This window comes from Nostoc cf. commune SO-36 (genome assembly GCF_023734775.1).
In the GTDB taxonomy this organism is placed as follows: Bacteria; Cyanobacteriota; Cyanobacteriia; order Cyanobacteriales; family Nostocaceae; genus Nostoc; species Nostoc commune_A.
Map to the genome: position 1 here is coordinate 5,898,832 of NZ_AP025732.1, position 24,984 is coordinate 5,923,815.

The following is a 24,984-nucleotide window of genomic DNA, read 5'->3' on the forward strand; positions in this document are numbered from 1 at the left end:
TCGTTTAATTATTTGCTGTAAACATTTTTAGAAATTGTATTAGCAGCAGTAACATGAATCCCAAATTCCTCTCCCAATTGCGCCCCCAATGTTCCGTGAACGAATAATATCCCCAGCATTGCAATCCCTGCTAACAAGTAAGCCCACTGCACCTGTCTGGAAGCATCCTTCCGCCAGCGATAGCGTTGCAAACCTCTCCATACAGTCATGGCGACAATAATCCCCAACAACAAAACGCCACCCAAACCATGTAAAAGCATCGTCAAACCAGCACTCAACCCCCAAGCACTCTTTTGATCGAGTGGTGGATTTGCCAAAAGTAGCTCAAAAAAACCAGCTGCAACCGTGAAAAACGTGATTGCTGCTGCTGCTATCAGGTTGTACCAGCCGACATCAAAAAAGCTGGAACGGATGGTGGCCAATCCCAAAAATCTGAAAATAGGTTTTTCTAAAGAAAACAGCACTCCTGCTATATCAAAAATGATGGCAATGATAAACAAACCCAGCGTTAGATGCACGAATTGAGGATGTAAAGGAATCTCATAAGGTAATCCGTTAGCGCCCAACCGTAATCTCAACTGCTCAATCAGTTGTGGGTTCATGGTGAAACTCCCTGTTTCATGGCTTGAACTACAGGTTCGACGTGCAACCCATATACCCAAAACAGTTTACTCCCCAAATACACTTGTACAAATACTAGACACACTAACAATGTTGCAGCCCCCAAATAAGCAGGCGGTACTCTTCGGGGGCTGCGGTTGCGAATCACAAAACGCCAAGCTGCGATCGCTGCAACAATCGCCGCCAGTGACCAACCCAAGACGGTATGATAATTCAGTGTTGATTGGGCTGCTTCCTGGGCTTGGGCTAGCCCTGCTTCAAATTGACCGAAGATAATTGCGATGAAAATTGCGATCGCAGCAACAAACATATTCCAAAAACTCACCTCAAATAAACGCACGTTGCGAGTAAAATACCCCACCACATCACAGAAGAAAGAAAAAAACACCATCGCAATCACAAAGTGAACAACGATCGGGTGCAAAGGATCGGGGTAAGGTAGATTCTGGCTATTGAGAGGTAAGGCAGACATCGCTTTTTCCTTGGTGTATTAGTCGTTATGATTACTTAGATATTTTGTAAAAAATAGGATTCAGTATTGACTGTTTGGGGATTTCTAATTTTGCAGATGCTGACAAGATTTAGAATTCCTAACAATCAATACCTAAAAGATAGAGCAAAAATCTACTATCTTAGGGATGACTTATCCAACAAAAATAAATTATGATTTACTGTTAGCTAAATTCCTCCAGTTTCCAATTTTAATAAATTTATTTATGGGGTTTTCCCCCTGCCCCCTGCTCCTTTTCCTCTTCATTGACTTGATCCTTTAAAGATTTCATCCAATAATGAAATCGTGATGAAATTTTTATAGTTCTTTCGGTAGAGATATTTATTATCCCAATGGCTAGAAGCATTAATTCTTGCAAACCTCTAAAGTAATGCCAGAATTACAAAAATAGCTGTCAAAAATTAAACACATAAGCAAAATGTGTAATTAGTATAAAAATTTCAACGTAGGACAGCTTGCTTCAATTTGGATTCAATCATAAGTTTTCCATATCAGCTATCCTCAAACTTTGCAAATGAAAATACGTAGCAAAAATTCTGAAAAAGTATTATGAGTTATTCCCCTTACCTGCTTAAAGGTCAAAAAGCACTTGTGACAGGTGCTAGTTCTGGGATTGGTGAAGCTATAGCTCGCTATTTGGCTGCATCAGGTGCAGCAGTAGCTATTAATTACCATTCGGAAGCTGAAGAAGCCCACAAAATTGTTGATGATATCAAAGCTGCTAATGGAGAAGCATTCGCTATTCAAGCTGATGTCAGCAAAGAAGACCAAGTAAAGGCAATGTTCAGCAAAACACTTCAAGAATTTGGCACTATTGATATTTTAGTAAGTAATGCAGGCATTCAAAAAGACTCAGCATTTATAGATATGACCCTCGATCAATGGAATGCAGTGATTGGGATAAATCTAACGGGACAATTTTTGTGTGCTAGAGAAGCCGCAAAGGAATTCTTGCGTCGAGGTGTGAAGCCTGATATTTCTTGTGCGGCAGGTAAGATTATTTGTATGAGTTCTGTGCATCAGGTAATTCCTTGGGCAGGCCATGTCAATTATGCTGCTAGTAAAGGCGGTATCAATATGATGATGCAAAGTATTGCTCAAGAACTTGCCCCTCACAAAATTCGTGTTAATAGCATTGCCCCTGGTGCAATCAAAACTCCAATTAATAAATCAGCTTGGGATACTCCAGAAGCAGAGGCAAAGTTACTAAAATTGATTCCAGCAAAACGAGTAGGTGATGTAGAAGATATCGCCAAAGCAGCAGTTTGGTTGGCTTCTGATGACTCTGATTATGTTAACGGTACAACACTGTTTGTAGATGGTGGTATGACCTTGTATCCAGGGTTTACAGAGAATGGTTAAAATTCATGGCAACTGATTCATCTAAAAAAACAATCTTTGTGGCGATGGGGTCGAATTTAGCGATCGCTATTACTAAATTTATCGCCGCCTCTATTACCGGCAGTTCGGCTATGATATCTGAAGGTATTCATTCAGTCGTAGATACTGGCGATCAACTATTACTTTTGCTGGGAATTAGCAGGAGCCAAAAACCAGCAGATGATAGTCATCCTTTTGGTTACGGCCAAGAACTTTATTTCTGGACTTTTATCGTTGCTATCCTCATCTTTGCTATCGGTGGCGGAATGTCAATTTATGAGGGAATTACTCATTTAATTAACCCCAGTCCTTTAGAAAACCCAATGTGGAATTATATTGTGTTAGGTATGGCAATACTATTGGAGGGTTATTCTTGGACTGTAGCTTTAAAAGAGTTTTTGCCGACCAAGGGCAAACAAAATTTTTGGCAAGCTATCAAAAATAGTAAAGATCCTACAGTAATTACAATCTTATTTGAGGATACTGCTGCCATTTCAGGTTTACTCGTTGCCTTAATCGGAATATTTTTAGGTCATCTATTTAATAATGTTTATTTTGACGGAATCGCCTCAATTATCATTGGCATTATCTTAGCTATAGTAGCAGTGGTACTAGCAAGAGAAAGTAAAGGACTATTAGTTGGTGAAAGTGCCGATCCTCAAACCATAGCTAATATCCGTTCTTTGTCAAAAACAGAACCAGGAGTGAAAGAAGTTATCCGAGTGCTAACAATGCAGCTTGCTCCTAAAGAAGTATTGCTCAACTTGGAACTTCAATTTTTTCACAATCTTACAGGTGAAGAAATAGCTTTAACTGTAGAAAGTTTAGAAGCAAACATTCGCCAAAAGCATCCTGAAATAAAACAAATTTTTATTGAAGCTAAATCATTAACTGCATCTCGCAAATATTCTCAAAATTCTCAATAATTTTTTAATCAAATAAATATCAACTACAGTCCTGAACTGTACAACAAATTATGGTAAAAATTCTTAGTCAAAGACAGGCTTTTGGTTCACCGGGTATCGATCCTCGATGGACTCATGCTAATAAAGATGGAGTCGGAACAGCTTACTCTACCTCTAGTAAAATTTGGTTTACTATCTGGAATGGTGTTGTTACTGAAATCTATCATCCTACAGTAGATAAACCACAAGTTCGGGATTTACAGTATCTAATTTCTGATGGAAAAAGCTTTTTTCACGAAGAGAAACGCCATCTCGAATCAAAAGTTGAACCGATGTGGACTCACGGTTTAGGATATCGCATCACTAATTCCGATCCACAAGGGCGTTATGCTGTAATCAAAGAAGTAATTGCTGACCCGCATTTATCCTGTATTTTACAACGCACAAAGTTAACAGGAAATAGTGATTTTATTTCCCAACTCCAGCTATACGCTTTGTGTGCGCCACATCTGGAAGTTGGAGGTAGAGGTAATAATGGTTATGCTGTAGAAGTTGCTGGACATCGTATTCTAACGGCCGAGAAAGAAGGAACATGGCTGGCGCTGGGTGCAACAATTCCCTTTACTCGTCTTTCCTGTGGCTACGTTGGACAAAGTGATGGTTGGACAGATTTAGCTGATAATTTTCAGATGGATTGGGAGTTTGACAGTGCTATAGATGGCAACCTTGCTCTGACTGGAGAACTAAATTTAGATAGCACTAAAGAGTTTACTTTAGGATTGGCATTTGGGACAAATCTGCACAATGCCATTTCTACACTGTTTCAGTCACTCAATATTCCTTTTGAAAAGCAGAAGCAGCAATATAACGAACAGTGGAAGCGATCGCGTGACAGTATCCATTCATTAGAAAATAGTTCTTATGATGAGGGTAAGTTGTACCACAACAGTGTTAGCTTGTTGTTGGCACACGAAGACAAAACTTATCCCGGTGCTTTAATTGCATCTATGGCTATCCCTTGGGGAGAAGCCAAAGACGACCAAGACCAAGGAGGATATCACCTTGTCTGGACGCGGGATATGGTTAGCAGTGTATCAGGTTTAGTGGCTGCTGGGGAAACAGATACAGCAGTGCGATCGCTAATTTATCTTGCAACTAGTCAGCAGGAAGATGGCGGTTTTCCCCAAAATTTCTGGGTTGATGGCGAACCCTATTGGAAAGGTATTCAACTAGATGAAGTAGCATTTCCCATTCTTCTAGCATGGTTGTTACGCCAGGAAAATGTACCACTAAAACTTTGATATTTATCCCATGATTTTACGGGCGGCAGGTTATTTAATTCGTCACGGCCCAGCAACCCAACAAGAACGCTGGGAAGAAAATAGTGGTTATTCACCATCAACATTAGCATCTAATATTGCTGCTTTAATTTGTGCTGCTCAATTTGTTCGTGAACGTGGCGATGAAGCAACAGCACAATTCATCGAAGAATACGCTGATTTTTTAGAATGTCACATTGAAGAGTGGACAGTAACTACCGAAGGCACTCTAGTTCCGGGCATCAAACGGCATTATATCCGCATTACTCCTACAGATATCAATAATCCTCAACCTCACGAAAATCCCAACCAAGGAACTCTTTTCATCAGTAGTCAGCCACCTGGTGAACCAGCAGAATTTCCAGCGAAGGAAATTGTTGATGGCGGATTTCTGCAATTGGTGCGCTACGGAATTCGTAAACCAGACGATTCGATTATCGTTGATTCTGTCAAAGTGATTGATGCCGTTTTAAAAGTAGATACACCCGTTGGCCCTTGTTGGCATCGTTACAACCATGACGGCTACGGACAGCAAGAAGACGGAAGTGCTTATGTTGGCTGGGGTAAGGGACGCGCTTGGCCTCTTTTGACAGGAGAACGGGGACATTATGAATTAGCTGTTGGCGGCGATGTCAAAACATATATCAAGGTAATGGAAGGATTTGCTTCAGACACTTGTTTGCTACCAGAACAAATTTGGGATGAAGCAGATAAACCTGATGCCCACTTGTACTTAGGAAAACCAACAGGTTCAGCAATGCCTTTAATGTGGGCGCACGCCGAGTATATCAAACTGCTGCGGTCAACTCATGATGGTCGGGTATTTGATTTTATTCCAGAGGTAGCGAATCGATATTTAGGCGAAAGAAAGCAATGTAAATCATTAGAAATTTGGAAGTTTAATCGTCAAGTAGACAAAGTTAAAAAAAGTCATACATTGCGAATTCAAGCTTTAGCATCTTTTCAGTTGCACTGGTCAAATGATAACTGGCAAACCGTAAAAAATACACCTGCTACTTCTACAAAATTAGGAGTAAACTTTGTAGATATCTCTATTTCTAATAATCAGCAAAGACCAATAAAGTTTACTTTTTTATGGATTGATAGCAGCAAATGGGAAGAACGTAATTATACGGTTGAGGTTGGATAGCAGTAAGCCATTAGCTTTCATCTTTTCATCAAAGACAATTAATTGTTAATTAATCTCAGAGCAATTCTCTCAAATTCAGTCATAGATAGATTTACAGCGCTTCCCGCTATTATGCAATACAGTTTTTCTTATTGCCTCTCTCCTAACATAGCTTTTAGCTTTGAGGATGTACCTCATAGCTGCCGGAAGTGCTGTAACTAGAAGTATTAAGTTAAATCTAACTTTTTCAATTAAGAATTGGTATTAAACTTTATTCTCACCGGAGGTATCTATATGCCCCAATGGCTTTACAATCTAGCAATTATTTCATTAATCACTGCTGGTATTTGCTTTTTGATAATTGCGCTTGATATCTTTACTAAAAATCCACAAAATATGTGGATTATGCAAATAGTTTGGCCAGTTACAGCTTTATGGTCAGGGCCATTGGGACTTTATGCTTATTACAAAGTAGGTCGATTAAGTACCAAGCAACGAGTTCAAAGAGCAAAGGAACGAGATGAAAAACCCCCAAATAAGAAAAAACCATTTTGGCAAAGCGTTGCTGTTGGAGCAAGTCATTGCGGTAGTGGTTGCACTTTAGGAGATATTGTTGCTGAATGGTTTGTATTCTTCGTGCCAATTGTGATATTTGGTAGTCACATTCTTGGGACTTGGGTATTAGATTATATTGTTGCGTTCATTTTGGGGATTGCTTTTCAATATTTCACCATCAAACCGATGCGGGGAGTTTCGATGAGTGAGGGTTTGAAAGCTGCGGTGAAAGCGGATACCCTCTCATTAACAGCTTGGCAAGTTGGGATGTATGGCTGGATGGCGATCGCACTTTTTATTCTTTTCTCGCCAGAAACGTTACGCCCAAATAATCCCGTTTTTTGGTTGATGATGCAAATTGGGATGGTATGTGGCTTTCTCACTAGTTACCCAGTAAATTGGTGGCTGCTTAGTAAAGAAATTAAGGAAGTGATGTAGTTTTGAAACATAAAATCAAATTTTTTACCAAAGTTTATAGTGGTGGTATTTTCTTAACTTGTGCAGCACTAATAACTGGCTGTACAAATTCCTCCTTAGCCACTAAACAACAACCAAAGCCAACGACTAGAGAAAGTTATAGCCCTGAAACAAACTCGGCTGCTAACTTTCCACGTTGCCACACTGAACAATTATCAGTACGGAAAGCTTCTACATAATGCTGGGCGCGGGAAGTGTCTTTATTATTTACATTATTTACGCTTTTACTAATAAACGTTCCTCACCCTGCAACCTCTATGGTTATCCGGGATTTGTCTTGCTAAACTCCCAAAATCAGCCTCTCAAGGGCGTGAAAGTCATTCGTACCCCAATCCCACAACAGCAATCTCCCGGAAATATAACTCTAGCTCCAATGAGCAAGCCTCATTTGAGATTGCTTACAACCATATTAGAGATGTTGGTCAGACCTGTCCAACGTCTGTGAAAATTTTCATCACCCCTCCAAATGCCTACCACCGCTTTACCCTGCCAGAAACAATTAACGCTTGTACAGGTAAAGTCAGAGTTCGACCAGTACAGCCAGGAATTATCCAATAATAGCGATCGCCTTTCAATACTATTTCAGAGCAAAAAGAGCCATTATTATGCAGAATAACTCATCACCCAAACCAACAATTGAATACTGGCACGTCTGGACTGACCAAGACGGTATAAGCCACCAATCCCGTTGTCAAATTGCAGACTTCATGCAAAAAGGCATAGCCCCGGATACTTCACCGCAGTGGCTTTCTAATTTGAAGCAGTCTGGTGCTACAATCATCTTTACTGTGCTACCCGTGGGATGGGTTGGCAACTGGCATGAGAACCCGAAACCCCAGTGGGTCATACCTTTGTCGGGACGCTGGTTTGTCGAGACTATGGACGGACAGCGAGTCGAGATGGGGGAAGGCGAAATTTCCTTTGGAGAAGATCAAGGTACGAAAACAGACGCGCAAGGTCATAAAGGTCACTTATCTGGAACAGTAGGCGATGCACCAGCTGTTCTGATAATAGTACAACTCGAAGAGACTCCCACTATAGAGCAATCGTGTCGATTTAGGTAACTAGCAACTTGGATTAGTAGCGAGCGATCGCTTCCGACGGGGCGATCGCTATTAAGCATCAGGGCGCATATAGCGGTTGGGGGAGGGGTAAAGAAAGTTTCTGGCATGAGATAATGAGGAATTATGCTCAAACATAAGATGTTGTGACCCAGCAATTCTCATTTTGAAGAGACAATGGCAAATCTCAATGAGGCGCGGGAATTGTGGATTGAGACAGCTTAGGGACTTGCAAGAAAATAAAGTACCAGCTAAACAGGGACAATAGTAATATCCCATTTGGGTAATGTTTCAGAACGCTGCCATTGGGGTTGGTATTGTTCTAACTCTTGCGAGAGAACCTTGATTCCTTTGTGATATGTGGTTTGAACCAGATGTACAATGGGAGCAATTCCTTTCCAAGTCATATTGGCGGCCCATTGTGCTGCGGCGGCAACAGAATCTAAAATCGCACCATTCCAATAGTTCTCCAAGGCAGCCCAACACCGCTCTATTGGATTGTACTTGCTATGGTAAGGGGGATAATAAATCAGTCGAATTTTTAAATTAATTGCACAAGACAACTCAACCATGCGTTTGATAAATTGTGTGCGGTTACTGCGAGTAGCGGCACCGCCATCAAGATCAATCACCCACTCATCAAGTTCCAGGTAATTGTGTTGATTCTCATGCCACCAAGCGGTTAAACAATCGACGATAAAATCACTGGTTTCCGCCGACTGACCCAAGTAAATCGATAGCTGGTCATTATGTGTATTGAGAATGCCAAAGGGAACTAAGACTGATGACCACTGTGTATCGTGGTCATCAGCAGCTTTCGCCTCCATTGTCCGAGCTTTACCGCCTCTAGAAAGGTTGCCAATCTTCACCTTAGCTTTAGTATCTATAGACACTCGCAACGATTTGGGGTTTTCATCTGATGCCTGATTCTCCCGGAACACATTCTCGAAAATGGCATCAGTTTGCGGAATCTTTTTCAAGGGTTTCGTTTTTTGTGTTTTTTTAGGCGATACCCTAAGCGATTGAGAATTTCTCCACAAGTTTGACGAGATGGCAATTCGCTCTCGTTATAGCCATGAACACTTACTAATGCTTCTCTTACTGCTCTGGCACTAATGCGGGCATACAGAAAGGTCGATTGAAATTTAGGGTCGGCTTGAGCTTGAGCATCCACCAATGAACGAATATCTGCTTCTAAGTTGGGCAATACCTCAATACTATTGTGTCGTCCCCTTGCCTGATAATTCTCTACACAGACTATCCCCGTCCGCCTTTCATGCAAGCCGAGTTGCACACTCTGGCGATTCCATCCCATAACGGTTTCTGCAATGCGTGCTGAACTATCGAAGTAATCTTCGGTAACTTTTGCCATGAAATCTCGTTTGCGATTGCTAGTCAGTTTCTGTGCTGCATCTTTAAAGGTCGATTTGATGGTGTCGGTGAGCATGAATTGAGGGATTCCCATTCTAGATATTTAAACTAGGCGCGGACAGTTCACCGCTTCTTCTCTTCTAGAATGGCTGGTATTTTATTTTCTTGCAAGTCCCTTATGAAGCCGATGATAATATTCCCTTACCAAGTAGTAATGATAGCTATAGCGGTAAACTACTAGTACGGATACCGAAATCTTTACATCGACGTTTAGCTGAGACTTCTGAACGGGAAGGCGTTAGTCTCAATCAGTATATTGTGTCTTTGCTGAGTGCAGTAGCATAATTAACGGCAAAGCAATCTTAGTAAACTTCCATATTCTTTATAAATATTCAAAAAATACTTCAGGTACTAATCTGAATTCCCCAGATTTGAAGCGGGAGATATCCATCCATAACGCTTTATGTTTATGAGTTTGTGATTCTGAAAAAACTAAACTTTCCAGTTGATAAAATTTGGAATCAACAAAGTCACATTGATAAAGCTGAATAATTTCATGACCTTGCCTACCATTAAATGTAAACAAGCTCTCTATACAACCTAGATATTTAATATTCGTTAAGTCTGCCTGAATTTCTTCTTGAAACTCCCGTTCTAAGGCGGCGCGACTGGTTTCGCCAAAATCGACACCACCGCCTAAAGCCCGATAAAATGTTTCTTGTTTTACGGGATCGTAGCCTTCAGAAACAAATATGCGTTCGCCATTCCGAATTAGCCCCAAGGCTATTACCCGAATTTCGCCTGCTTTATTCATTTTTGTAACTAATTATCGTAAATAGACTGAGGACGACTTTCGCTATCCTCAATAGGCCAATCTGGATTTTCGCCACCGATGTATAATTCTTCAATGGTGACATATTCCTGACTTAGCTGTGTGAGGGCGTTGATTAAAATATCCAATGCGATCGCATCACTGGTTCCTAAGTCAAACCAACAACGTCCCCACTGGCCCTCATATTCAAACTCCCCAATGTTGTGCATCAGTGCTAGCAAGCTTTTGTCATACCCTTGCTCATCATAATTCATGTAGCTAATATCTAGTCCAGTGTCCTGCACCTGAAGATTTTCTGCATTAAATGCACCCAATTTACCCAGATAAAACCAGGAATTGAAAACTTCTTCTACATACTGCTTTTCACGCGCAGAAGGATTTGTGCTGAATTTCAGCCAAATCCACATATCAAAAGGATTAATTTCGCGGAACTGAATCTCCATTTTGGTCTAGTATCTCAATTACTGTTCTGCAAATAAGCATATCAAAGTAGGGCATAGGGAATTGGGAATTGGGCATTGGGCATTGAGCATTGGGCATTGGGAATTGGGGCTAAGGATTGTTAAGGCTAGCAGCATTTTTGCGTTCACGCTCAATTTGTTTGACTAAATCGCTTGGGAGTTGGGATTTTTTGGTTAATGCTTTGTCAAAATTAGCGATCGCTTCCTGGATCATCTGCTGGTTTTTTTCTTTTTGCCCCAGGTTTTTCAGGATTTGGGCTTTGAGATAATAAATTTCTGGATTATCTGATGTGGTTTTAATCGCCCGGTTGACATGCTCTAGTGCTTTTGGATACCGTTTTAAATCACGGTAAGCAAGAGCAATACCCCGATCCACTAGATATTGAGGAGAAGCATTTTGTTCTAATCGTCCAATTGCCTGATCTGGGCTGGCAAAAGGCAAATTGACCGCCAACAATAAATCCATATAACCCTTGATTAAATTCAATTCTGGATCGTTGGCAGAAATTGCTTCCGCTTTATCTAAATATTCATAAACTTGTCGCAGCCGACTAAAGGCTTGCGGTATACCGTTAACTGTACCCTGACGAGTGAGAACTACTGCACCCTCTAAAAAATGACCAACAGCAGTGTATAAATTACCACGCAATGGATCGCTAGTAATCAGTTTTTGTCCAGTTTCTAGAGTTTTCTGACTATAGGTATCGAGTTTAGACCAATCTTTATTTCCGTATGCTAAAGATGCTTTCATGGCATAAGCTAGAGGTTCATTTGGTTCTTTAGATATTGCTTGTTCTAGATAACGCTCTGCTGCTGGATAGTTGCCCTGTTGAAACATCGCTTTAAAAGCGGCTTCTGTTTGATCGCCAATTTGATGAGGTTCACGATTGCGAAACGGATCGCCAGCCAATGAAGGATTTACCCACAGATTAAGTGCGATTGCCCAAGGGGCAACGCCAAAGGCGATCGCAACTGCAAAAGCAGTCTGAGCAAGGGTAGTGAGTTTAGCAGACACTACTAATTGACGCGAAAAAAACCTTTTAATCATTTTTACCCTTAGAATAATTGCGGTTGAAATATTTGTATGTGTTACTTAGAATGCAAAAATGGTCAATTTTAACTTGCCTCTGCTTCAACCAAAATTTTCTTATATATTGGTAATCTTTCAATGTTTCCAGGCTTACTCTAGCCATTGTTTAAGGCTTAGTCTGCCACAATGGAGAAAAAGTAGATGATTCTTGCTGCTAGATTAAGGTGTTAATCCAGGTAATGCGCTATAAATTTTTTCAGAATTTTCCAGATACTCTCAGTGTAGCTAATCAGTAATTTGCTGACTTTTTGGTAATCTTAACAAATGCTTTATCTCCGAAATGTAAATTATCACCCCACAGCTTGCCCAACAGCGATTCTCAAATCGATCAACTTGGAATTAGCACCCCAGCAGCTAGGTTTGATTATTGGCCCAAGTGGTTCAGGTAAAAGTACACTGCTAGAAATTTTATCAGGACTAGCCGAACCCACTACTGGCGCACTCTTCTGGCGGGAACAAGAACTTATAGCCGAACAGCTACAACAATTAGCCGGTTTAGTATTTCAGTTTCCAGAGCGGCACTTTTGTGGTAGTTCAATTTTAGAAGAATTGCGTTTAGGACATCCTGAGTTAGGGTCAGAACGAGTTAGACAAGCCCTTACTGAGGTGGGATTAGAGCATTTATCGCTCTCTGCTGCTCCTCATGCTTTGAGTGGTGGTCAGCAACGACGTTTGGCTTTGGCAGTGCAATTGATTCGCCAGCCAAATTTACTCTTATTGGATGAACCCACAGCTGGGTTAGATTGGTCAATGCGTCGGCAGCTGGTAAATTTATTAGCGAAACTGAAACAAGATTGGACGCTGTTGGTAGTGACACATGATGCTGGGGATCTGTTAGCGATCGCAGACCGTTGCTGGACACTCAATCACGGCGAACTAGAATCAGTAGATCCAAAGTCACTAGAATCCAAAATTAAAGAACCTCTACCAACGGTGTGAGAAAAGAGCAGGGGACAAGGGGACAAGGGGACAAGGGGACAAGGGGACAAGGGGACAAGGGGACAAAGAGAAAAACTATGCCCCATGTCTCATACCAAATGACAAATGACAAATGACAAATGACAAACTTATTGCCTGAGATGGCAGAAATCTGGCAGCAAACTCTTAATTGGCAACCAACCAGTCAACAAAAAGCCCAATTTCAAAAGCTTTATGAGTTAATCCTAGAAGGAAATCGCCAACTAAATTTAACTCGGATCACTGACCCTCAAGAGTTTTGGGAAAAACATCTCTGGGATTCTCTGCGAGGAATTGCACCTCTTTTATCAACAAATTTCTCCCCCGCTTTCCCTAATATCATTGATATTGGTACTGGTGCAGGTTTTCCGGGTATTCCAGTGGCAAGTACTGTACCTAATTGCACAATTACTCTTCTCGATTCAACTCGGAAAAAAATTGCTTTTATCGACAATATATTAACTGAACTTGCCCTTGCCAATGCCAAAACTCTTGTTGGTAGGGCTGAAGAAATCGGCCATCACCCGCAGCATCGACTAGCTTACGATATTGCATTGATCCGTGCTGTAGGGGCAGTTTCGGTCTGTGCAGAATATACCTTACCACTGCTCAAACAGGGAGGTTTAGCCATAATTTATCGCGGTAATTGGACAGAGGATGAAACAACTGCTTTGCAGAATGCTGTGAAGCTGTTGGGTGGCGTTGTTGAATCAATCGAAAAATTTACAACACCCCTGAGTCACAGCATCCGGCACTGTGTCTATTTGCGTAAAGTAGCCACTACACCAGTTCAGTTTCCCCGTGCTGTTGGTGTACCTACTCAAAAGCCTCTTTGACTAATTCGTAATTAGAAAGAGTGCAAGCTGTTGTAATTACGAATTACTTTGATAGGGATAGAATATCAACATCTCAATGTTTAAGCAAGTTTACTGGCTGCTGCAAAACGCTTGTTAATCTCATCCCAATTAATCACGTTCCACCAAGCATTTAAATAATCGGCACGGCGATTCTGGTAATTGAGATAATATGCATGTTCCCATACGTCATTACCTAGAATGGGATATTTGCCTGCACTTAAGGGACTATCTTGATTGGCTGTAGTTGTCACTTCCAACTTGCCACCTTTGTTACGCACTAGCCAAACCCAACCACTACCAAAACGGCCAGCACCAGCTTCGTTAAACTGTTTTTTGAAAGCTGCAAAAGAGCCAAAATTCTGATTAATTGCGGAGGCTATATTTCCTGTTGGTTCTCCCCCACCTTTCGGCTTCATAATTTGCCAGAACATTGAGTGGTTCACATGACCACCGCCATTATTGCGTACTGTTCTGCGAATATCTTGTGGTACAATGTCAAGTTTCTGCAACAGTTCTTCAATAGTTTTGCCTTTGAGTTCTGGGTGTTTATCTAACGCTGCATTTAGGTTTTTTACATAAGTTGCGTGGTGTTTATCATGGTGAAATTGCATCGTTTTAGCATCGATGTGTGGTTCCAGTGCTTCGTATGCGTAAGGTAAAGGCGGTAGTTGGATAGTACCTGGTTTATTTGGTGTTGTATTTGCTATTGTGTTTGGTGTTGATTCAGGAGTTGCAGTGTTTCTTTCAGGAGATGTCTCTGCCGATGCACAAGCATTTAATGCAAAAGTACCCGCACCTGCTGTGAATAAAAACAAGAAATTACGTCGATTAATAGTCATATAAGTTTTTGCAGCCAATCCATTAAGTCTTTATTGCCGTTTTTATTTTCTTAGATTTTGGCTACAAAAAATTGTTAGTTGTGATTATTTCTGGCAGTTTAAGAAACTATTTACAAGATTTGTAATATTAAATACTAATATATAATATATTATGTATTTTTACTTAAACTATCTTTTTACAACTAATCATAGGTTCGCACCCAACCACCAAAAATAAACCCTATCGTCACAAGAGACGCTACGGGGTGTTAAGGGAATTGTGGGGTATTGGGTAGTTAATCGAGGTCGTCAGGCATTTCACCCACATTATACTTTCTTCTTATTTTTTCCTCGCTTAAAATCAAATATAGGCTGATAAAGTCCTGGGGGTAAGTGTAATTCTTAGTTGTTTGGTGTTTTGTATTTTTGGTGAAATGTCGGGAAATGCCTGTTTATCAATAACGCACTGAAAAAATTTGTTCAACAGTTAGATTTAAATCTGGAAATGTTGGCGACTTTATACGGTCGTCTCCTCTAAACTGTTTACCACGATATTCACCCTCATCACTTAAAGAGTAAATTGTGATTGTTGGCTGTTTGGGGTCGCCTATCAATTCCTTGCTACCCAAAGCAGCATAATCTACAATCCAATATTCTTGAATACCCATTTCTTCATAGTCAGCAAACTTTTTATGATAATCATCTCTCCAGTTAGTACTGACGACTTCAATCACTAATGGAATTGAATCTGGTTTACTAAGGATAGATTGTTTCTCCCATAATGGTTCATTACCCAAGTTAGAAAAATTCATTAACAAAACATCAGGATAGTACCCTGACATTTTATTTTCTGGCTTCACTGTGGCGGTTTTAGGTATACCGTAATTAAGTTTAAGACGAAGACACTCGTACCCTAATATCATTGTTAAAAATGCTACTATTTGCTCGTGTTTCCCCGATGGTGGCGGCATTTGAATAATATCTCCATCGTGTAATTCATAACGAATGTTTTCCGGTTGTGTTTCTAAAAACTCTAAATATTCATCAAATGTAAATAGTTTTTGTAGTGATTGAATCATTATTTCATCCTGATTATGGATATAAACTACTTCTCACTGCTGTAACCTGAAAATTAAGAGTTAACGGGGTGTAGTGGCCAAAGCTGAAAGTAATTCGGCATGGACGCACCAAGGTTCTTACTCAGCAATAGATACAGCAAATTGTCGCTATTTAATTAACAAATGACCGCGATCGCACGACGCAAGGTCAAAGTTACACGCTTATAATATTCTGTCGCCAGTTTTGGGATCAAATACAAACAAGTGATTTAAATCAAGTTGTAAAGAAAGGCGATCGCTTGGACGCAGACGCACATCCCCACCCACTTGAATATTCAACATCACCGCCGAACCAGGTAAGCCAGCCCGAATCAAAGTTTCCCTTCCCAAAGGTTCCACTACTTTAACTTCTACAACCAGTTGACTCTCATTTTCTTCTTGGCGACTTGGTGAATCAGCGCTGTAGGTGACTGTGAACCCGGAGGGCGGTTCGTTAATAAAAATATGCTCAGGACGAATCCCCAGATCGTAACTGTGTCCCTGACGCAACTGTAATTTTTTCACATCTGCTGGAATCGTTAATAATTGCCCACTCACATCAAAACCCTTATTTTCATAGATTGCAGGCAAAATATTCATTGGCGGACTGCCTAAAAAAGTTGCCACCATCTGATTAGCAGGACTTGCATAAATACTTTGGGGATCGCCGATTTGTTGAATTCGTCCACGATTTAGCACAACAATTTTATCAGCCAAAGTCATTGCTTCAACTTGATCATGGGTGACGTAAATTGTGGTAATTCCTAATTCTTGATGTAACTGTTTCAATTCTGCCCTGGTATCGTCGCGTAATTGGGCATCTAAATTAGATAAAGGTTCATCAAGTAAAAACACTTGTGGTTCACGAACGATCGCTCTTCCTAATGCTACCCGTTGTTGCTGTCCCCCGGAAAGTTGTTTCGGCTTACGATCCAGCAAGTGATCTAGAGAAAGCGATCGCGCCACATTCATCACTCGTTCTTGAATGATTTTTCGGTCAACCTTCCGCATTTGCAAGCCAAAACCGATATTTTCTGCCACACTCATGTGAGGATAGAGGGCGTAGTTTTGGAATACCATCGCCACATCGCGTTGTCTGGCTGGGATATTATTTACCAAGCGATCGCCAATATAGAGTTTACCTGATGTGGCAGTTTCTAAACCTGCGATCGTTCGCAAAATTGTAGACTTACCACAACCCGATGGCCCGACTAAAACCCAAAATTCGCCATCAGGAATTTCAAAGGTAATGTCCTCGATCGCGGTAACGTTATTGAATCTACGCTTAATATCTTCTAGACGAACGTTTGCCATTATCTGATTTGATATTTTCAGTTTGGGATCTGCGGCACTTCCAACTAAGTACTAAAAGATTTTATCCGCACCCTCGGAGAAACTGTGAAACTACTTTATAAATGCAGAAACTTGGTTATCCTGCACAACTCTAATCAGAAATTTTAGAGCCTCATTCACTGCATGGCATTGGAAAAAACCTATGCAAAATAAGGTTCTAAACGAATTTCTGTCTTACCAAAGCTTTTTCGTTCAGAACCAAACTTTCTGACTTTTAGGCTCTTTAAGTCATACTCTGATCGCAGACGGTAGCATGATATTTTTAACTTCTCACACATCCTCTAAACAAAGTTCAATTACTTCTTTAATATTAGCCATCAACTCATCAATTGTTTCTCCTTGACTGTAACAGGCTTCTAGCTGAGGGACTTCTCCGACATAGTAGCCATCTTCATCCCGTTCAATGATGACGTAGAATTCTCGCTTGGTGGGATTGATCATAATCTATTTGTCCGTAAGCTCAAAATCATTATTTTTCTGGATTCTTCAACCAAGCTGGGTGAGAAAGTAAAGAAGCAAAGACTCGTACCCCCCGAAGTTGATTAGAAAGGGGTAAGTGACCTTTAGGCGCGCTCAAATCCCAGGTAAACTCGTTAGGGTATCGCGTCCAGGTGTTACCTGCTTTCCAGCCAATTTTCGGCCAGAAATTCTCCCAATTTTTACCTAAACTTAACCAGATTTCTCGCTGCACTGAAAAACCAAATTTACCTTCAGAGTGGACTAACCAGAGGTTGTTAATGGTTTGCAAGTCAACAGCCGAGGTATTTTCTACCTCAGTAAAGTACAACCATTTTCGTTGTACAGCCGTTGGCCCTGACAGTTCACACATTTTTTCGATGGTGACGCGATCGGCTGCTTGGAAGTCTTGAACAGCAAGTAGCTGTTGCAAAGAATTGTAGTTAATCCCGCACTCTGATTTTAGAGGTACAATTCCCTCAGGAAAACAAGAGCGCAAAAATTCTTTGGCTTGAGGTGCATCAGAGTTATAGAGGACTTGGTAAGCTTTGCCATCAATCCAAGTCGCTGGGTTTTCACGTCGTTTCAGTAAAAATTCCATCAACACGTCTAATCCCTCATTACCTAACTCAGCTAATTGTGGGATTATCTGTTGTTGGACTTTTTCAGACCCGGCGATTAACGGTTGTCGGAGGGAGTCGATGTCATTTGCAGGGTCTGATAAAATCATTGGGTCTGTCATGCCATTCTTGTTTTAACGGTCAGTGAAAGAGTGGTAAGCTATCGCGCTTTACCTTGGAAAAGCATTGATAGCGAAAAGTAGTTTACTATTTTTGATCGTACAAAATTGCGATCGCTTCACTCAATCCCACACTTAATCCCCAAATAATGTACAAGGAGAATAGGGGGAAAATCTTTGCCTTATGGCTTGGTGAACAAAAGACATAGCAAAATATACAAGCCTGCCACATAAGATTTTTTGAATAGCAGCGTATCGATTAGGAGTGTGTGAACGATGTACGAAAAGATTACCCCCCCCGCAGCCGGAGCAAAAATCACCTTCAAAAATGGTGAACCAATCGTACCGGACAATCCAATTATCCCCTTTATTCGCGGCGATGGTACAGGTATCGATATTTGGCCTGCTACCCAAAAAGTTCTTGATGCTGCGGTAGCCAAAGCATATAAGGGTCAGCGTAAAATTAGCTGGTTCAAGGTTTACGCTGGGGATGAAGCTTGTGATTTATACGGGACTTATCAGTATTTACCTCAGGACACTCTCACGGCAATTGAAGAATACGGTGTGGCTATTAAAGGGCCTTTGACTACTCCCGTTGGGGGAGGAATCCGTTCTTTAAATGTGGCACTACGACAAATTTTTGACTTGTATGCCTGCGTGCGTCCTTGCCGTTACTATGCAGGTACGCCTTCACCCCACAAAAACCCCGAAAAGCTGGATGTAATTGTTTATCGGGAGAACACAGAAGATATTTATTTAGGCATTGAGTGGCGACAAGGTAGCGAAATTGGCGATCGCTTAATTAAACTTCTCAATGAAGAATTAATCCCCGCCACCCCAGAACATGGGAAAAAACGCATTCCTCTTGATTCTGGTATTGGCATTAAACCCATCAGCAAAACTGGTTCTCAGCGCCTAGTTAGACGCGCCATCAAACACGCTTTGCTATTGCCCAAAAACAAGCAACAAGTGACTTTGGTGCATAAGGGCAACATCATGAAGTACACCGAAGGCGCTTTCCGCGACTGGGGTTATGAACTAGCAACCAGTGAATTTCGCCAAGAAACTGTCACTGAACAAGAATCTTGGATTTTGAGTAACAAGGAAAAAAATCCCAATATTTCCTTGGAAGAAAACGCCCGCCAGATTGAGCCTGGGTTTGATAATCTTACTCCAGACAAGAAAGCGCAAGTTGTCAAGGAAGTTGAAACTGTTCTTAACACAATTTGGGCAAGCCACGGCGATGGCAAATGGAAAGAGAAAGTTTTGGTGAATGACCGGATTGCTGACAGCATTTTTCAACAAATTCAAACCAGACCGGATGAGTATTCGATTCTGGCGACGATGAACTTGAACGGCGATTATTTATCTGATGCGGCGGCTGCCATTGTTGGGGGTTTGGGAATGGGGCCAGGAGCAAATATTGGTGATTCTAGTGCCATATTTGAAGCTACCCACGGCACAGCACCCAAACACGCCGGCTTAGATCGGATTAATCCTGGTTCAGTAATTTTGTCTGGTGTGATGATGCTGGAATTTATGGGTTGGCAAGAAGCCGCAGACCTAGTTAAGAAAGGTTTAAGCGATGCGATCGCTAATAGTCAAGTCACCTACGATTTAGCCCGGTTGCTAGAACCACCAGTTGAACCCTTAAAATGTTCTGAATTTGCCGACGCAATTATTCAGCATTTTGGTTAAGTTTACTAGGGTTAATTAGTCGAATCAAAAGACCTCTCCCTGGTTTTACTACGCAAAACCTGTCCCTCTCCGAGTCGGAGAGGGACAAAGTTAAACTTTAATTTTTGTAACTAATTTAGTAAGCAAAATGGCATTTTACTTGCGGAAAACACCAAAATGAGAAAGCAAACTGGGGTTTGAGTAAGTCAAATGGCATTTTGAGAAAGCAAAAGCTTATTTTACTTGCAGAAAACACTGAAATGAGAAAGCAAACTGGGGTTTGAGTAAGTCAAAGCTGCTTTTGCTTGCGGAAAACACCAAAATGAGAAAGCAAACTGGGGTTTGAGTAAGTCAAAGCTGCTTTTGCTTGCGGAAAACACCAAAATGGGAAAGCAAACTGGGGTTTGAGTAAGTCAAAGCTTATTTTGAGAAAGTAATTGCGGATTTTGCTTATTAAATTTAGTCAAAATATGAAGTTTAGATAAAATTATTGAAAAAATTACTGATAAATTTTGATCTGCTAGATTTCAATACGGTTTGGATAAGGTTTTTTGATGACACGCCGTTAATTGTAGAGACGGCGATTTATCGCGTCTCTTGCTTTAACCGAACCGTATTGCGTCAGATTTAAAACTAGTCAAAAAACAAAGTCCCCGACTTTTCTAAAAAGTCGGGGACTTTGTTTTGGGGCAATTCCCTATAAAGCAATACGCTTGGGTTAAGGCTTCACTTTTTGTCAAAGTCAATTTTTTAACGAACCGCAAAGTACGCAAAGTACACAAAGGAAGAGAAGGAAGAAATGCTTAACTGAACTGTATTGCCCTATAAAGTTTCCGTTATTCGGATTTAGAGTTATCGAGAACTCGGCGCAAGTTCTCCATTAATTCGGATTTAACGCAATCGGTAATTGCTTTACCTGTGATTTTGCTAATTTATCAGGTGCGATCGCTCCATTCTCTGTAATGATGGCTGTAATCAACTCAGCCGGAGTCACATCAAAAGCTGGGTTGTAAAAATTTACACCTTCAGGTGTGAGAATGGTATCGCCAACTTGATAGATTTCTGTTGGTTCGCGTTCCTCGATGGGAATTTGGCTGCCATCGGCTAATTCAAAATCAACGGTGGAAAGGGGTGCAGCGACAAAGAAGGGGATATTATGTGCCTTAGCTGCGATCGCCACACTATATGTACCAATTTTATTAGCAGTGTCACCATTAGCAGCAATGCGATCAGCACCCACAACTACAGCATGAATCAAACCCTGTTTCATGCAATGGGCTGCCATATTATCAGTAATTAATGTAACTGGAATACCTTCTTGCACACATTCCCAAGTGGTGAGTTTTGCACCTTGCAAACGAGGACGGGTTTCATCGGCAAATAAACGTTCCAAACGTCCTTCCCTCCATGCAGAACGCACAACACCTAAAGCAGTGCCATAACCAGCAGTAGCTAATGCCCCGGCGTTGCAGTGAGTAAGTAACCTTAGCTTTTCTGGGGTATTAGGTAACACTGCCAAACCATGATCGCCGATCGCTTGACAGGTTTGCAAATCTTCAATATTAATTGCTTGGGCTGTTTGGAAAAGGGTTTCTTTAATATCTTCTACTGTTCCCAGCGTTTCGTAGGCAGCTTTGATCATCCGACTAATTGCCCAAAATAAATTTACCGCCGTCGGACGAGTAGAACGCAACAACTGGGCAACTTTATCTAAGTGTTGCAAAAATTCGGTGCGATCGCTAGTTTCAATTTCCCTTGCACCAAGATACATTCCATAAGCCGCAGCTACACCAATTGCTGGCGCACCTCGCACAATCATCGTTTTAATTGCCCGCGCCATATCTTCACTGCGGTGAATTTCGACAAATGTATATTCGTTAGGTAGGCGGGTTTGGTCAATTAGTGACACTGAGTCGTTGTGCCAAATAACGGGATAAACCTGGTTTGTAGAAGGTGTCACGTCGCTTTGCTCCGAATTCAAAATTAAAAATTCAAAATTTAAAAGTCATAGGAAGATATTGGGTATTGAGGATTGGACATTTTCACCTCTTCCCCTACTTCTTCCTAATCTTGAGACTATTTGGGAAAGTAGGCAATAATCATAGCAACTTCAGATTGCGAGCGATCGCTTCTGGTATCCGCCCTAAAAGCGAAGCTAGTTGAGTCTATCTATTTACTTGAAATCAGAATTTTACATAAATTTTGAAATTCTGATTTCTTGATCCAAGTTCCTATCTGTGCCAGTTGCTTTCCAACTTTATTCTCTAGTTTCCAATTTTATTCTCGTTTTACGACACTATAACTGATACGAAGCCGTCAAAGCCACTGCCAAAGCATCCGCAGCATCATCCGGCTTAGGGATCTCATCTAAATCCAACTCCCGCGCCACAGCTTCTTGTACTTCCGATTTATCAGCATTACCATATCCGGTTAAAGCCTGTTTAATTTGAGCAGGAGTAAACTCTACATAAGGAAGACGACGCTGCCCCAACACTAAAATAACTATACCCCGCGCCTGTGCAACCAGGATTGTACTTGACATCCGATAAAAAAATAGTTTCTCGATCGCAACCAAATCTGGTTTAAATTCTTCCATCACGGTGTGTAAATCATCAAACAAGGTACATAGGCGTTGTCCCATTTCCACATCTGCGGACGTTTTAATTACTCCAAAATCCAGCATATTTACTGTAGTCTCTGGTATCTTGTTGAGGTTTTGTGTGCAGCTAATTGCCCCAAATCCTAAAATTGCCAATCCTGGATCTAATCCTAAAATTCGTTTTTCCATTAAATTCACTTTTACCAAGGCAGGATATTGTTTAATTAGAAATGCTGGCAATCTTGACGATTTGCTCTTAGTCTAATGGGATTGACAAATATAATAGTTTCACGCCTAATGTTTTAAACCAAGTGGTGTAAATTTCCTGTTAACTATTGTTTGTAGCACTGCTCCGAATCAGGTATGTCAAATGGTTTTCTCAGACAAGCCCTCAACGCCCTGCAAAAGCAGTCGCGCTCCCGTACTTCCTATCGGGTTAACCAGTGGTTCAAATGGTTATCCCCTGGACTATCGGTAAAACGTTGGTTGTTGATCAGTATTGGGGGTGTACTGCTGGCAAGCTTGGGGTTAGCTATTTGGATTAAGCTAACCCCAATTTTTTGGATGATTGAGTTGGTTAGAGGTTTCTTGGGAGTCATCACCAACCTCTTACCGAACTATATCAGTGGGCCTTTGGTGCTGCTTGGCGGCTTGCTGTTAGTGCTTTGGGGCCAAACTCGCACTGTCGGCTCAATTACTAAGGTACTGAGAGCAGAAGGCGGAGAGGAACTCATTGATGTCTTGATGGCTCATCGTCGATTGTACCGAGGCCCAAAAATAGTAGTAATTGGTGGTGGTACAGGACTTTCTACGTTGTTGAGGGGACTGAAAACCTACAGCGCTAATATTACAGCTATTGTCACTGTTGCCGATGATGGTGGATCTTCTGGGCGGTTGCGTCAAGAATTTGGAGTGCTACCACCAGGGGATATTCGCAATTGTTTAGCTGCACTAGCAGATGAAGAAAAGTTATTAACAGAATTGTTTCAATACCGTTTCCGAGCTGGAGATGGTTTAACTGGTCACAGTTTTGGTAATTTATTTTTAACGGCAATGAGTGATATTACTGGAGATTTAGAACAAGCAGTTGCAGCCAGTTCTAAAGTACTAGCGGTACGGGGACAAGTACTACCAGCAACTCTCAGTGATGTTCGCCTCTGGGCAGAATTAGCCGATGGTCGCCGCATTGATGGGGAGTCTAGCATTCCGAAAGCTGGCGGTAAAATAGTTAAAATTGGCTGCATTCCAGCTAATCCTCCGGCAGTGCCAGCAGCTATTAAAGCACTTAAAGAAGCTGATTACATTATTATTGGCCCAGGTAGCCTTTATACAAGCCTAATTCCTAATTTATTAGTACCAGAAATTGCCGATGCGATCGCTAAAACAGATGCCCCCCGTATTTATATCTGCAATATAATGACTCAACCAGGAGAAACGGAAGGCTACACTGTTGCAGACCACATCAGAGCAATTGATGCAGCTTGTGGAGAAAGACGGCTATTCGATGCTGTACTAATACACAAAAAATCCCCCTCAGAGCAATCACTCATCCGCTATGCCCAACAAAACTCCCATCCCGTTTTCTTAGATAGAGAAGCCGTAACTCAGCTAGGACGAAGGATTGTTCCAGCTAATGTTTTGTTTGAAGATGAAACGGGTGTTATTCGTCACAATCCGCAGAAGCTAGCACAAGTGTTATTGCGGTGGTACGGTAGAGTTAATCACTGAAGATAAATTTTTCATTAGTCATTTGTCACTTGTCCTTTGTTTAGACTAATGACTAATAACTAAATAATTAAGTATGAAAATTTTTCTTGCAGATACAGAAGCGACGCTACGCTTAGGTATTACTCTTGGTGAATCCCTAACTCCTGGCAGTGTAATTTTACTAGAAGGTGATTTAGGTGCTGGTAAAACTACCCTAGTTCAAGGCATTGGCAAGGGTTTAGGAATTACTGAACTATTGTCAGTCCCACTTTTACACTGATTAATGAGTACACAGAAGGGCGCTTTCCCCTTTACCACCTGGATTTATATCGCTTAGAACCACAAGAAGTTACAACCCTGAACTTGGAAAGCTATTGGGAAGGTGTTGAAGTCATACCAGGAATTGTCGCAGTTGAATGGGCAGAACGATTACCCTACAAGCCAGATAGTTATCTGAGTGTAAGTTTAACTTATGGGCATGAAGGCACTCGTCAAGTCGAACTCATACCATTCAATTGTGCCATTAGCAAAGTTATTGCCGCAATTTAAGCTCATCTCCCGACTGAAGTACGAGAGATTTCACTTTTTTGATCGCAATACTAAAAAATTACTGCAAATAGTCGAGGAAGAACTTTACACTCGTTCTATCTGCCACTACCACGTTCGCCACTGTCAGTTACTAACATTGTTATCTCAACCAAAAAATATTGAATCAGCTTTTCTTCAATCGAAAATGGCAGTCAGCAAGCCGCCGTCTGTTCTTAGAGATTTGGAAAGTTTGCAATGCACTGGCTTTTTTTTTAAGGGAGACTACTTTTTCCTTCACTCCCTTAAATCCAGGCGGAGTTATCGTATCCGAATAGTATTGAACCTAAAGTGATTCTTAACTAAACAGGATATATTGGCATCTACTAGCTTTATTGCTGTAATAAACAGTTAAAAACTGATTTAGATGGTTGGTGTACGAATCAAGCAAGTGTAAATAAACTGTTGTTGGGTTCAGTAAGAATTT

General features: G+C 41.1%; 25 protein-coding genes and 2 pseudogenes. 14 read left to right on the top strand and 13 right to left on the bottom strand.

Annotation, left to right across the window (positions count from 1 at the left end; all coding sequences use genetic code 11):
• Nucleotides 1-8: 8 nt before the first annotated feature.
• Nucleotides 9-602, bottom strand: coding sequence for a DUF2231 domain-containing protein (locus tag ANSO36C_RS26875; protein ID WP_251957211.1), 594 nt, complete (start codon nucleotides 600-602; stop codon nucleotides 9-11).
• Nucleotides 599-1,093 carry a DUF2231 domain-containing protein gene (locus ANSO36C_RS26880; protein WP_251957213.1) on the bottom strand — a complete coding sequence of 165 codons (495 nt, stop codon included), beginning with the start codon at nucleotides 1,091-1,093 and terminating at the stop codon, nucleotides 599-601. The genes ANSO36C_RS26875 and ANSO36C_RS26880 overlap by 4 nt, the downstream gene beginning before the upstream one ends.
• A gap of 588 nt (nucleotides 1,094-1,681) precedes the next feature.
• Between ANSO36C_RS26880 and ANSO36C_RS26885 the strand changes: the two genes are divergently transcribed.
• The 8 genes from ANSO36C_RS26885 to ANSO36C_RS26915 all read left to right on the top strand — a co-directional run bounded on the left by ANSO36C_RS26885 (nucleotide 1,682) and on the right by ANSO36C_RS26915 (nucleotide 7,961).
• Nucleotides 1,682-2,494, top strand: coding sequence for an SDR family oxidoreductase (locus tag ANSO36C_RS26885; protein ID WP_251957215.1), 813 nt, complete (start codon nucleotides 1,682-1,684; stop codon nucleotides 2,492-2,494).
• Nucleotides 2,495-2,499: 5 nt separating this feature from the next.
• A complete protein-coding gene (locus ANSO36C_RS26890) occupies nucleotides 2,500-3,438 on the top strand; it encodes a cation diffusion facilitator family transporter (RefSeq protein ID WP_251957217.1) in 939 nt (312 codons plus the stop codon).
• Nucleotides 3,439-3,488: 50 nt separating this feature from the next.
• On the top strand, nucleotides 3,489-4,718 hold the full coding sequence (locus ANSO36C_RS26895; RefSeq protein WP_251957218.1) for a glycoside hydrolase family 15 protein: 1,230 nt from the start codon (nucleotides 3,489-3,491) through the stop codon (nucleotides 4,716-4,718).
• 10 nt (nucleotides 4,719-4,728) lie between these two features.
• Entirely contained in the window at nucleotides 4,729-5,886 is a 1,158-nt protein-coding gene (locus ANSO36C_RS26900; protein ID WP_251957220.1) for a glycoside hydrolase family 15 protein, read from the top strand.
• A 273-nt stretch (nucleotides 5,887-6,159) separates the two neighbouring features.
• Nucleotides 6,160-6,858, top strand: coding sequence for a DUF4396 domain-containing protein (locus ANSO36C_RS26905; protein ID WP_251957222.1), 699 nt, complete (start codon nucleotides 6,160-6,162; stop codon nucleotides 6,856-6,858).
• 2 nt (nucleotides 6,859-6,860) lie between these two features.
• Complete coding sequence (locus tag ANSO36C_RS26910) at nucleotides 6,861-7,076, top strand: hypothetical protein (protein WP_251957223.1); 216 nt, start codon at nucleotides 6,861-6,863, stop codon at nucleotides 7,074-7,076.
• Complete coding sequence (locus ANSO36C_RS35135) at nucleotides 7,076-7,342, top strand: DUF4232 domain-containing protein (RefSeq protein WP_410174639.1); 267 nt, start codon at nucleotides 7,076-7,078, stop codon at nucleotides 7,340-7,342. The genes ANSO36C_RS26910 and ANSO36C_RS35135 overlap by 1 nt, the downstream gene beginning before the upstream one ends.
• Before the next feature lie 160 nt (nucleotides 7,343-7,502).
• A complete protein-coding gene (locus ANSO36C_RS26915; RefSeq protein ID WP_251957225.1) occupies nucleotides 7,503-7,961 on the top strand; it encodes a cupin domain-containing protein in 459 nt (152 codons plus the stop codon).
• Nucleotides 7,962-8,209: 248 nt separating this feature from the next.
• On the opposite strand, the pseudogene ANSO36C_RS35140 reads toward ANSO36C_RS26915, so the two are convergent.
• Nucleotides 8,210-9,423, bottom strand: a pseudogene (locus tag ANSO36C_RS35140) (ISAzo13 family transposase).
• A 71-nt stretch (nucleotides 9,424-9,494) separates the two neighbouring features.
• On the opposite strand from ANSO36C_RS35140, the gene ANSO36C_RS26930 reads away from it, so the two are divergent.
• Nucleotides 9,495-9,674, top strand: a complete 180-nt coding sequence (locus tag ANSO36C_RS26930) for a toxin-antitoxin system HicB family antitoxin (RefSeq protein ID WP_251957227.1) — start codon at nucleotides 9,495-9,497, stop codon at nucleotides 9,672-9,674.
• A gap of 37 nt (nucleotides 9,675-9,711) precedes the next feature.
• Here ANSO36C_RS26930 and ANSO36C_RS26935 read toward each other — a convergent pair whose 3' ends face one another.
• From ANSO36C_RS26935 to ANSO36C_RS26945, 3 genes are all read right to left on the bottom strand, one after another.
• The gene (locus ANSO36C_RS26935) at nucleotides 9,712-10,143 is read right to left on the bottom strand and encodes an NUDIX hydrolase (protein WP_251957229.1); all 432 of its coding nucleotides are present in this window, start codon (nucleotides 10,141-10,143) and stop codon (nucleotides 9,712-9,714) included.
• An 8-nt stretch (nucleotides 10,144-10,151) separates the two neighbouring features.
• On the bottom strand, nucleotides 10,152-10,604 hold the full coding sequence (locus ANSO36C_RS26940) for a DUF3531 family protein (RefSeq protein ID WP_069070833.1): 453 nt from the start codon (nucleotides 10,602-10,604) through the stop codon (nucleotides 10,152-10,154).
• 109 nt (nucleotides 10,605-10,713) lie between these two features.
• Nucleotides 10,714-11,670, bottom strand: a complete 957-nt coding sequence (locus ANSO36C_RS26945; protein WP_251957231.1) for a Sll0314/Alr1548 family TPR repeat-containing protein — start codon at nucleotides 11,668-11,670, stop codon at nucleotides 10,714-10,716.
• Nucleotides 11,671-11,976: 306 nt separating this feature from the next.
• Here ANSO36C_RS26945 and ANSO36C_RS26950 point away from each other — a divergent pair, with 306 nt between their 5' ends.
• Nucleotides 11,977-12,651 (top strand): ABC transporter ATP-binding protein, encoded by a 675-nt coding sequence (locus ANSO36C_RS26950; RefSeq protein ID WP_251957233.1) that lies wholly within the window; start codon nucleotides 11,977-11,979, stop codon nucleotides 12,649-12,651.
• 119 nt (nucleotides 12,652-12,770) lie between these two features.
• Nucleotides 12,771-13,505, top strand: coding sequence for a 16S rRNA (guanine(527)-N(7))-methyltransferase RsmG (gene rsmG, locus ANSO36C_RS26955; protein WP_251957235.1), 735 nt, complete (start codon nucleotides 12,771-12,773; stop codon nucleotides 13,503-13,505).
• An 80-nt stretch (nucleotides 13,506-13,585) separates the two neighbouring features.
• Here the strand turns inward: rsmG and ANSO36C_RS26960 are convergent, their stop codons facing one another.
• The 5 genes from ANSO36C_RS26960 to ANSO36C_RS26980 all read right to left on the bottom strand — a co-directional run bounded on the left by ANSO36C_RS26960 (nucleotide 13,586) and on the right by ANSO36C_RS26980 (nucleotide 17,992).
• The gene (locus ANSO36C_RS26960) at nucleotides 13,586-14,365 is read right to left on the bottom strand and encodes a Fe-Mn family superoxide dismutase (RefSeq protein ID WP_323374519.1); all 780 of its coding nucleotides are present in this window, start codon (nucleotides 14,363-14,365) and stop codon (nucleotides 13,586-13,588) included.
• A gap of 434 nt (nucleotides 14,366-14,799) precedes the next feature.
• Nucleotides 14,800-15,423 carry a Uma2 family endonuclease gene (locus ANSO36C_RS26965; protein WP_251957237.1) on the bottom strand — a complete coding sequence of 208 codons (624 nt, stop codon included), beginning with the start codon at nucleotides 15,421-15,423 and terminating at the stop codon, nucleotides 14,800-14,802.
• A 201-nt stretch (nucleotides 15,424-15,624) separates the two neighbouring features.
• Entirely contained in the window at nucleotides 15,625-16,755 is a 1,131-nt protein-coding gene (locus tag ANSO36C_RS26970; RefSeq protein WP_251957239.1) for an ABC transporter ATP-binding protein, read from the bottom strand.
• A 309-nt stretch (nucleotides 16,756-17,064) separates the two neighbouring features.
• Nucleotides 17,065-17,235 carry a type II toxin-antitoxin system HicB family antitoxin gene (locus tag ANSO36C_RS26975; protein WP_251957241.1) on the bottom strand — a complete coding sequence of 57 codons (171 nt, stop codon included), beginning with the start codon at nucleotides 17,233-17,235 and terminating at the stop codon, nucleotides 17,065-17,067.
• A gap of 28 nt (nucleotides 17,236-17,263) precedes the next feature.
• On the bottom strand, nucleotides 17,264-17,992 hold the full coding sequence (locus ANSO36C_RS26980; protein ID WP_251957243.1) for a GUN4 domain-containing protein: 729 nt from the start codon (nucleotides 17,990-17,992) through the stop codon (nucleotides 17,264-17,266).
• A gap of 273 nt (nucleotides 17,993-18,265) precedes the next feature.
• Between ANSO36C_RS26980 and ANSO36C_RS26985 the strand changes: the two genes are divergently transcribed.
• A complete protein-coding gene (locus tag ANSO36C_RS26985) occupies nucleotides 18,266-19,687 on the top strand; it encodes an NADP-dependent isocitrate dehydrogenase (protein WP_251957245.1) in 1,422 nt (473 codons plus the stop codon).
• Between the two features lie 859 nt (nucleotides 19,688-20,546).
• On the opposite strand, the gene mtnA is transcribed toward ANSO36C_RS26985, so the two are convergent.
• Entirely contained in the window at nucleotides 20,547-21,626 is a 1,080-nt protein-coding gene (gene mtnA / locus ANSO36C_RS26990; protein WP_251957246.1) for an S-methyl-5-thioribose-1-phosphate isomerase, read from the bottom strand.
• 336 nt (nucleotides 21,627-21,962) lie between these two features.
• Nucleotides 21,963-22,454: a crossover junction endodeoxyribonuclease RuvC gene (gene ruvC, locus ANSO36C_RS26995; protein WP_251960451.1), complete on the bottom strand. Its 492-nt coding sequence runs from the start codon at nucleotides 22,452-22,454 to the stop codon at nucleotides 21,963-21,965.
• 174 nt (nucleotides 22,455-22,628) lie between these two features.
• Here ruvC and ANSO36C_RS27000 point away from each other — a divergent pair, with 174 nt between their 5' ends.
• A complete protein-coding gene (locus ANSO36C_RS27000; RefSeq protein ID WP_251957248.1) occupies nucleotides 22,629-23,993 on the top strand; it encodes a gluconeogenesis factor YvcK family protein in 1,365 nt (454 codons plus the stop codon).
• A gap of 73 nt (nucleotides 23,994-24,066) precedes the next feature.
• Nucleotides 24,067-24,521: pseudogene (gene tsaE, locus ANSO36C_RS27005) on the top strand (tRNA (adenosine(37)-N6)-threonylcarbamoyltransferase complex ATPase subunit type 1 TsaE).
• Nucleotides 24,522-24,984 lie beyond the last annotated feature (463 nt).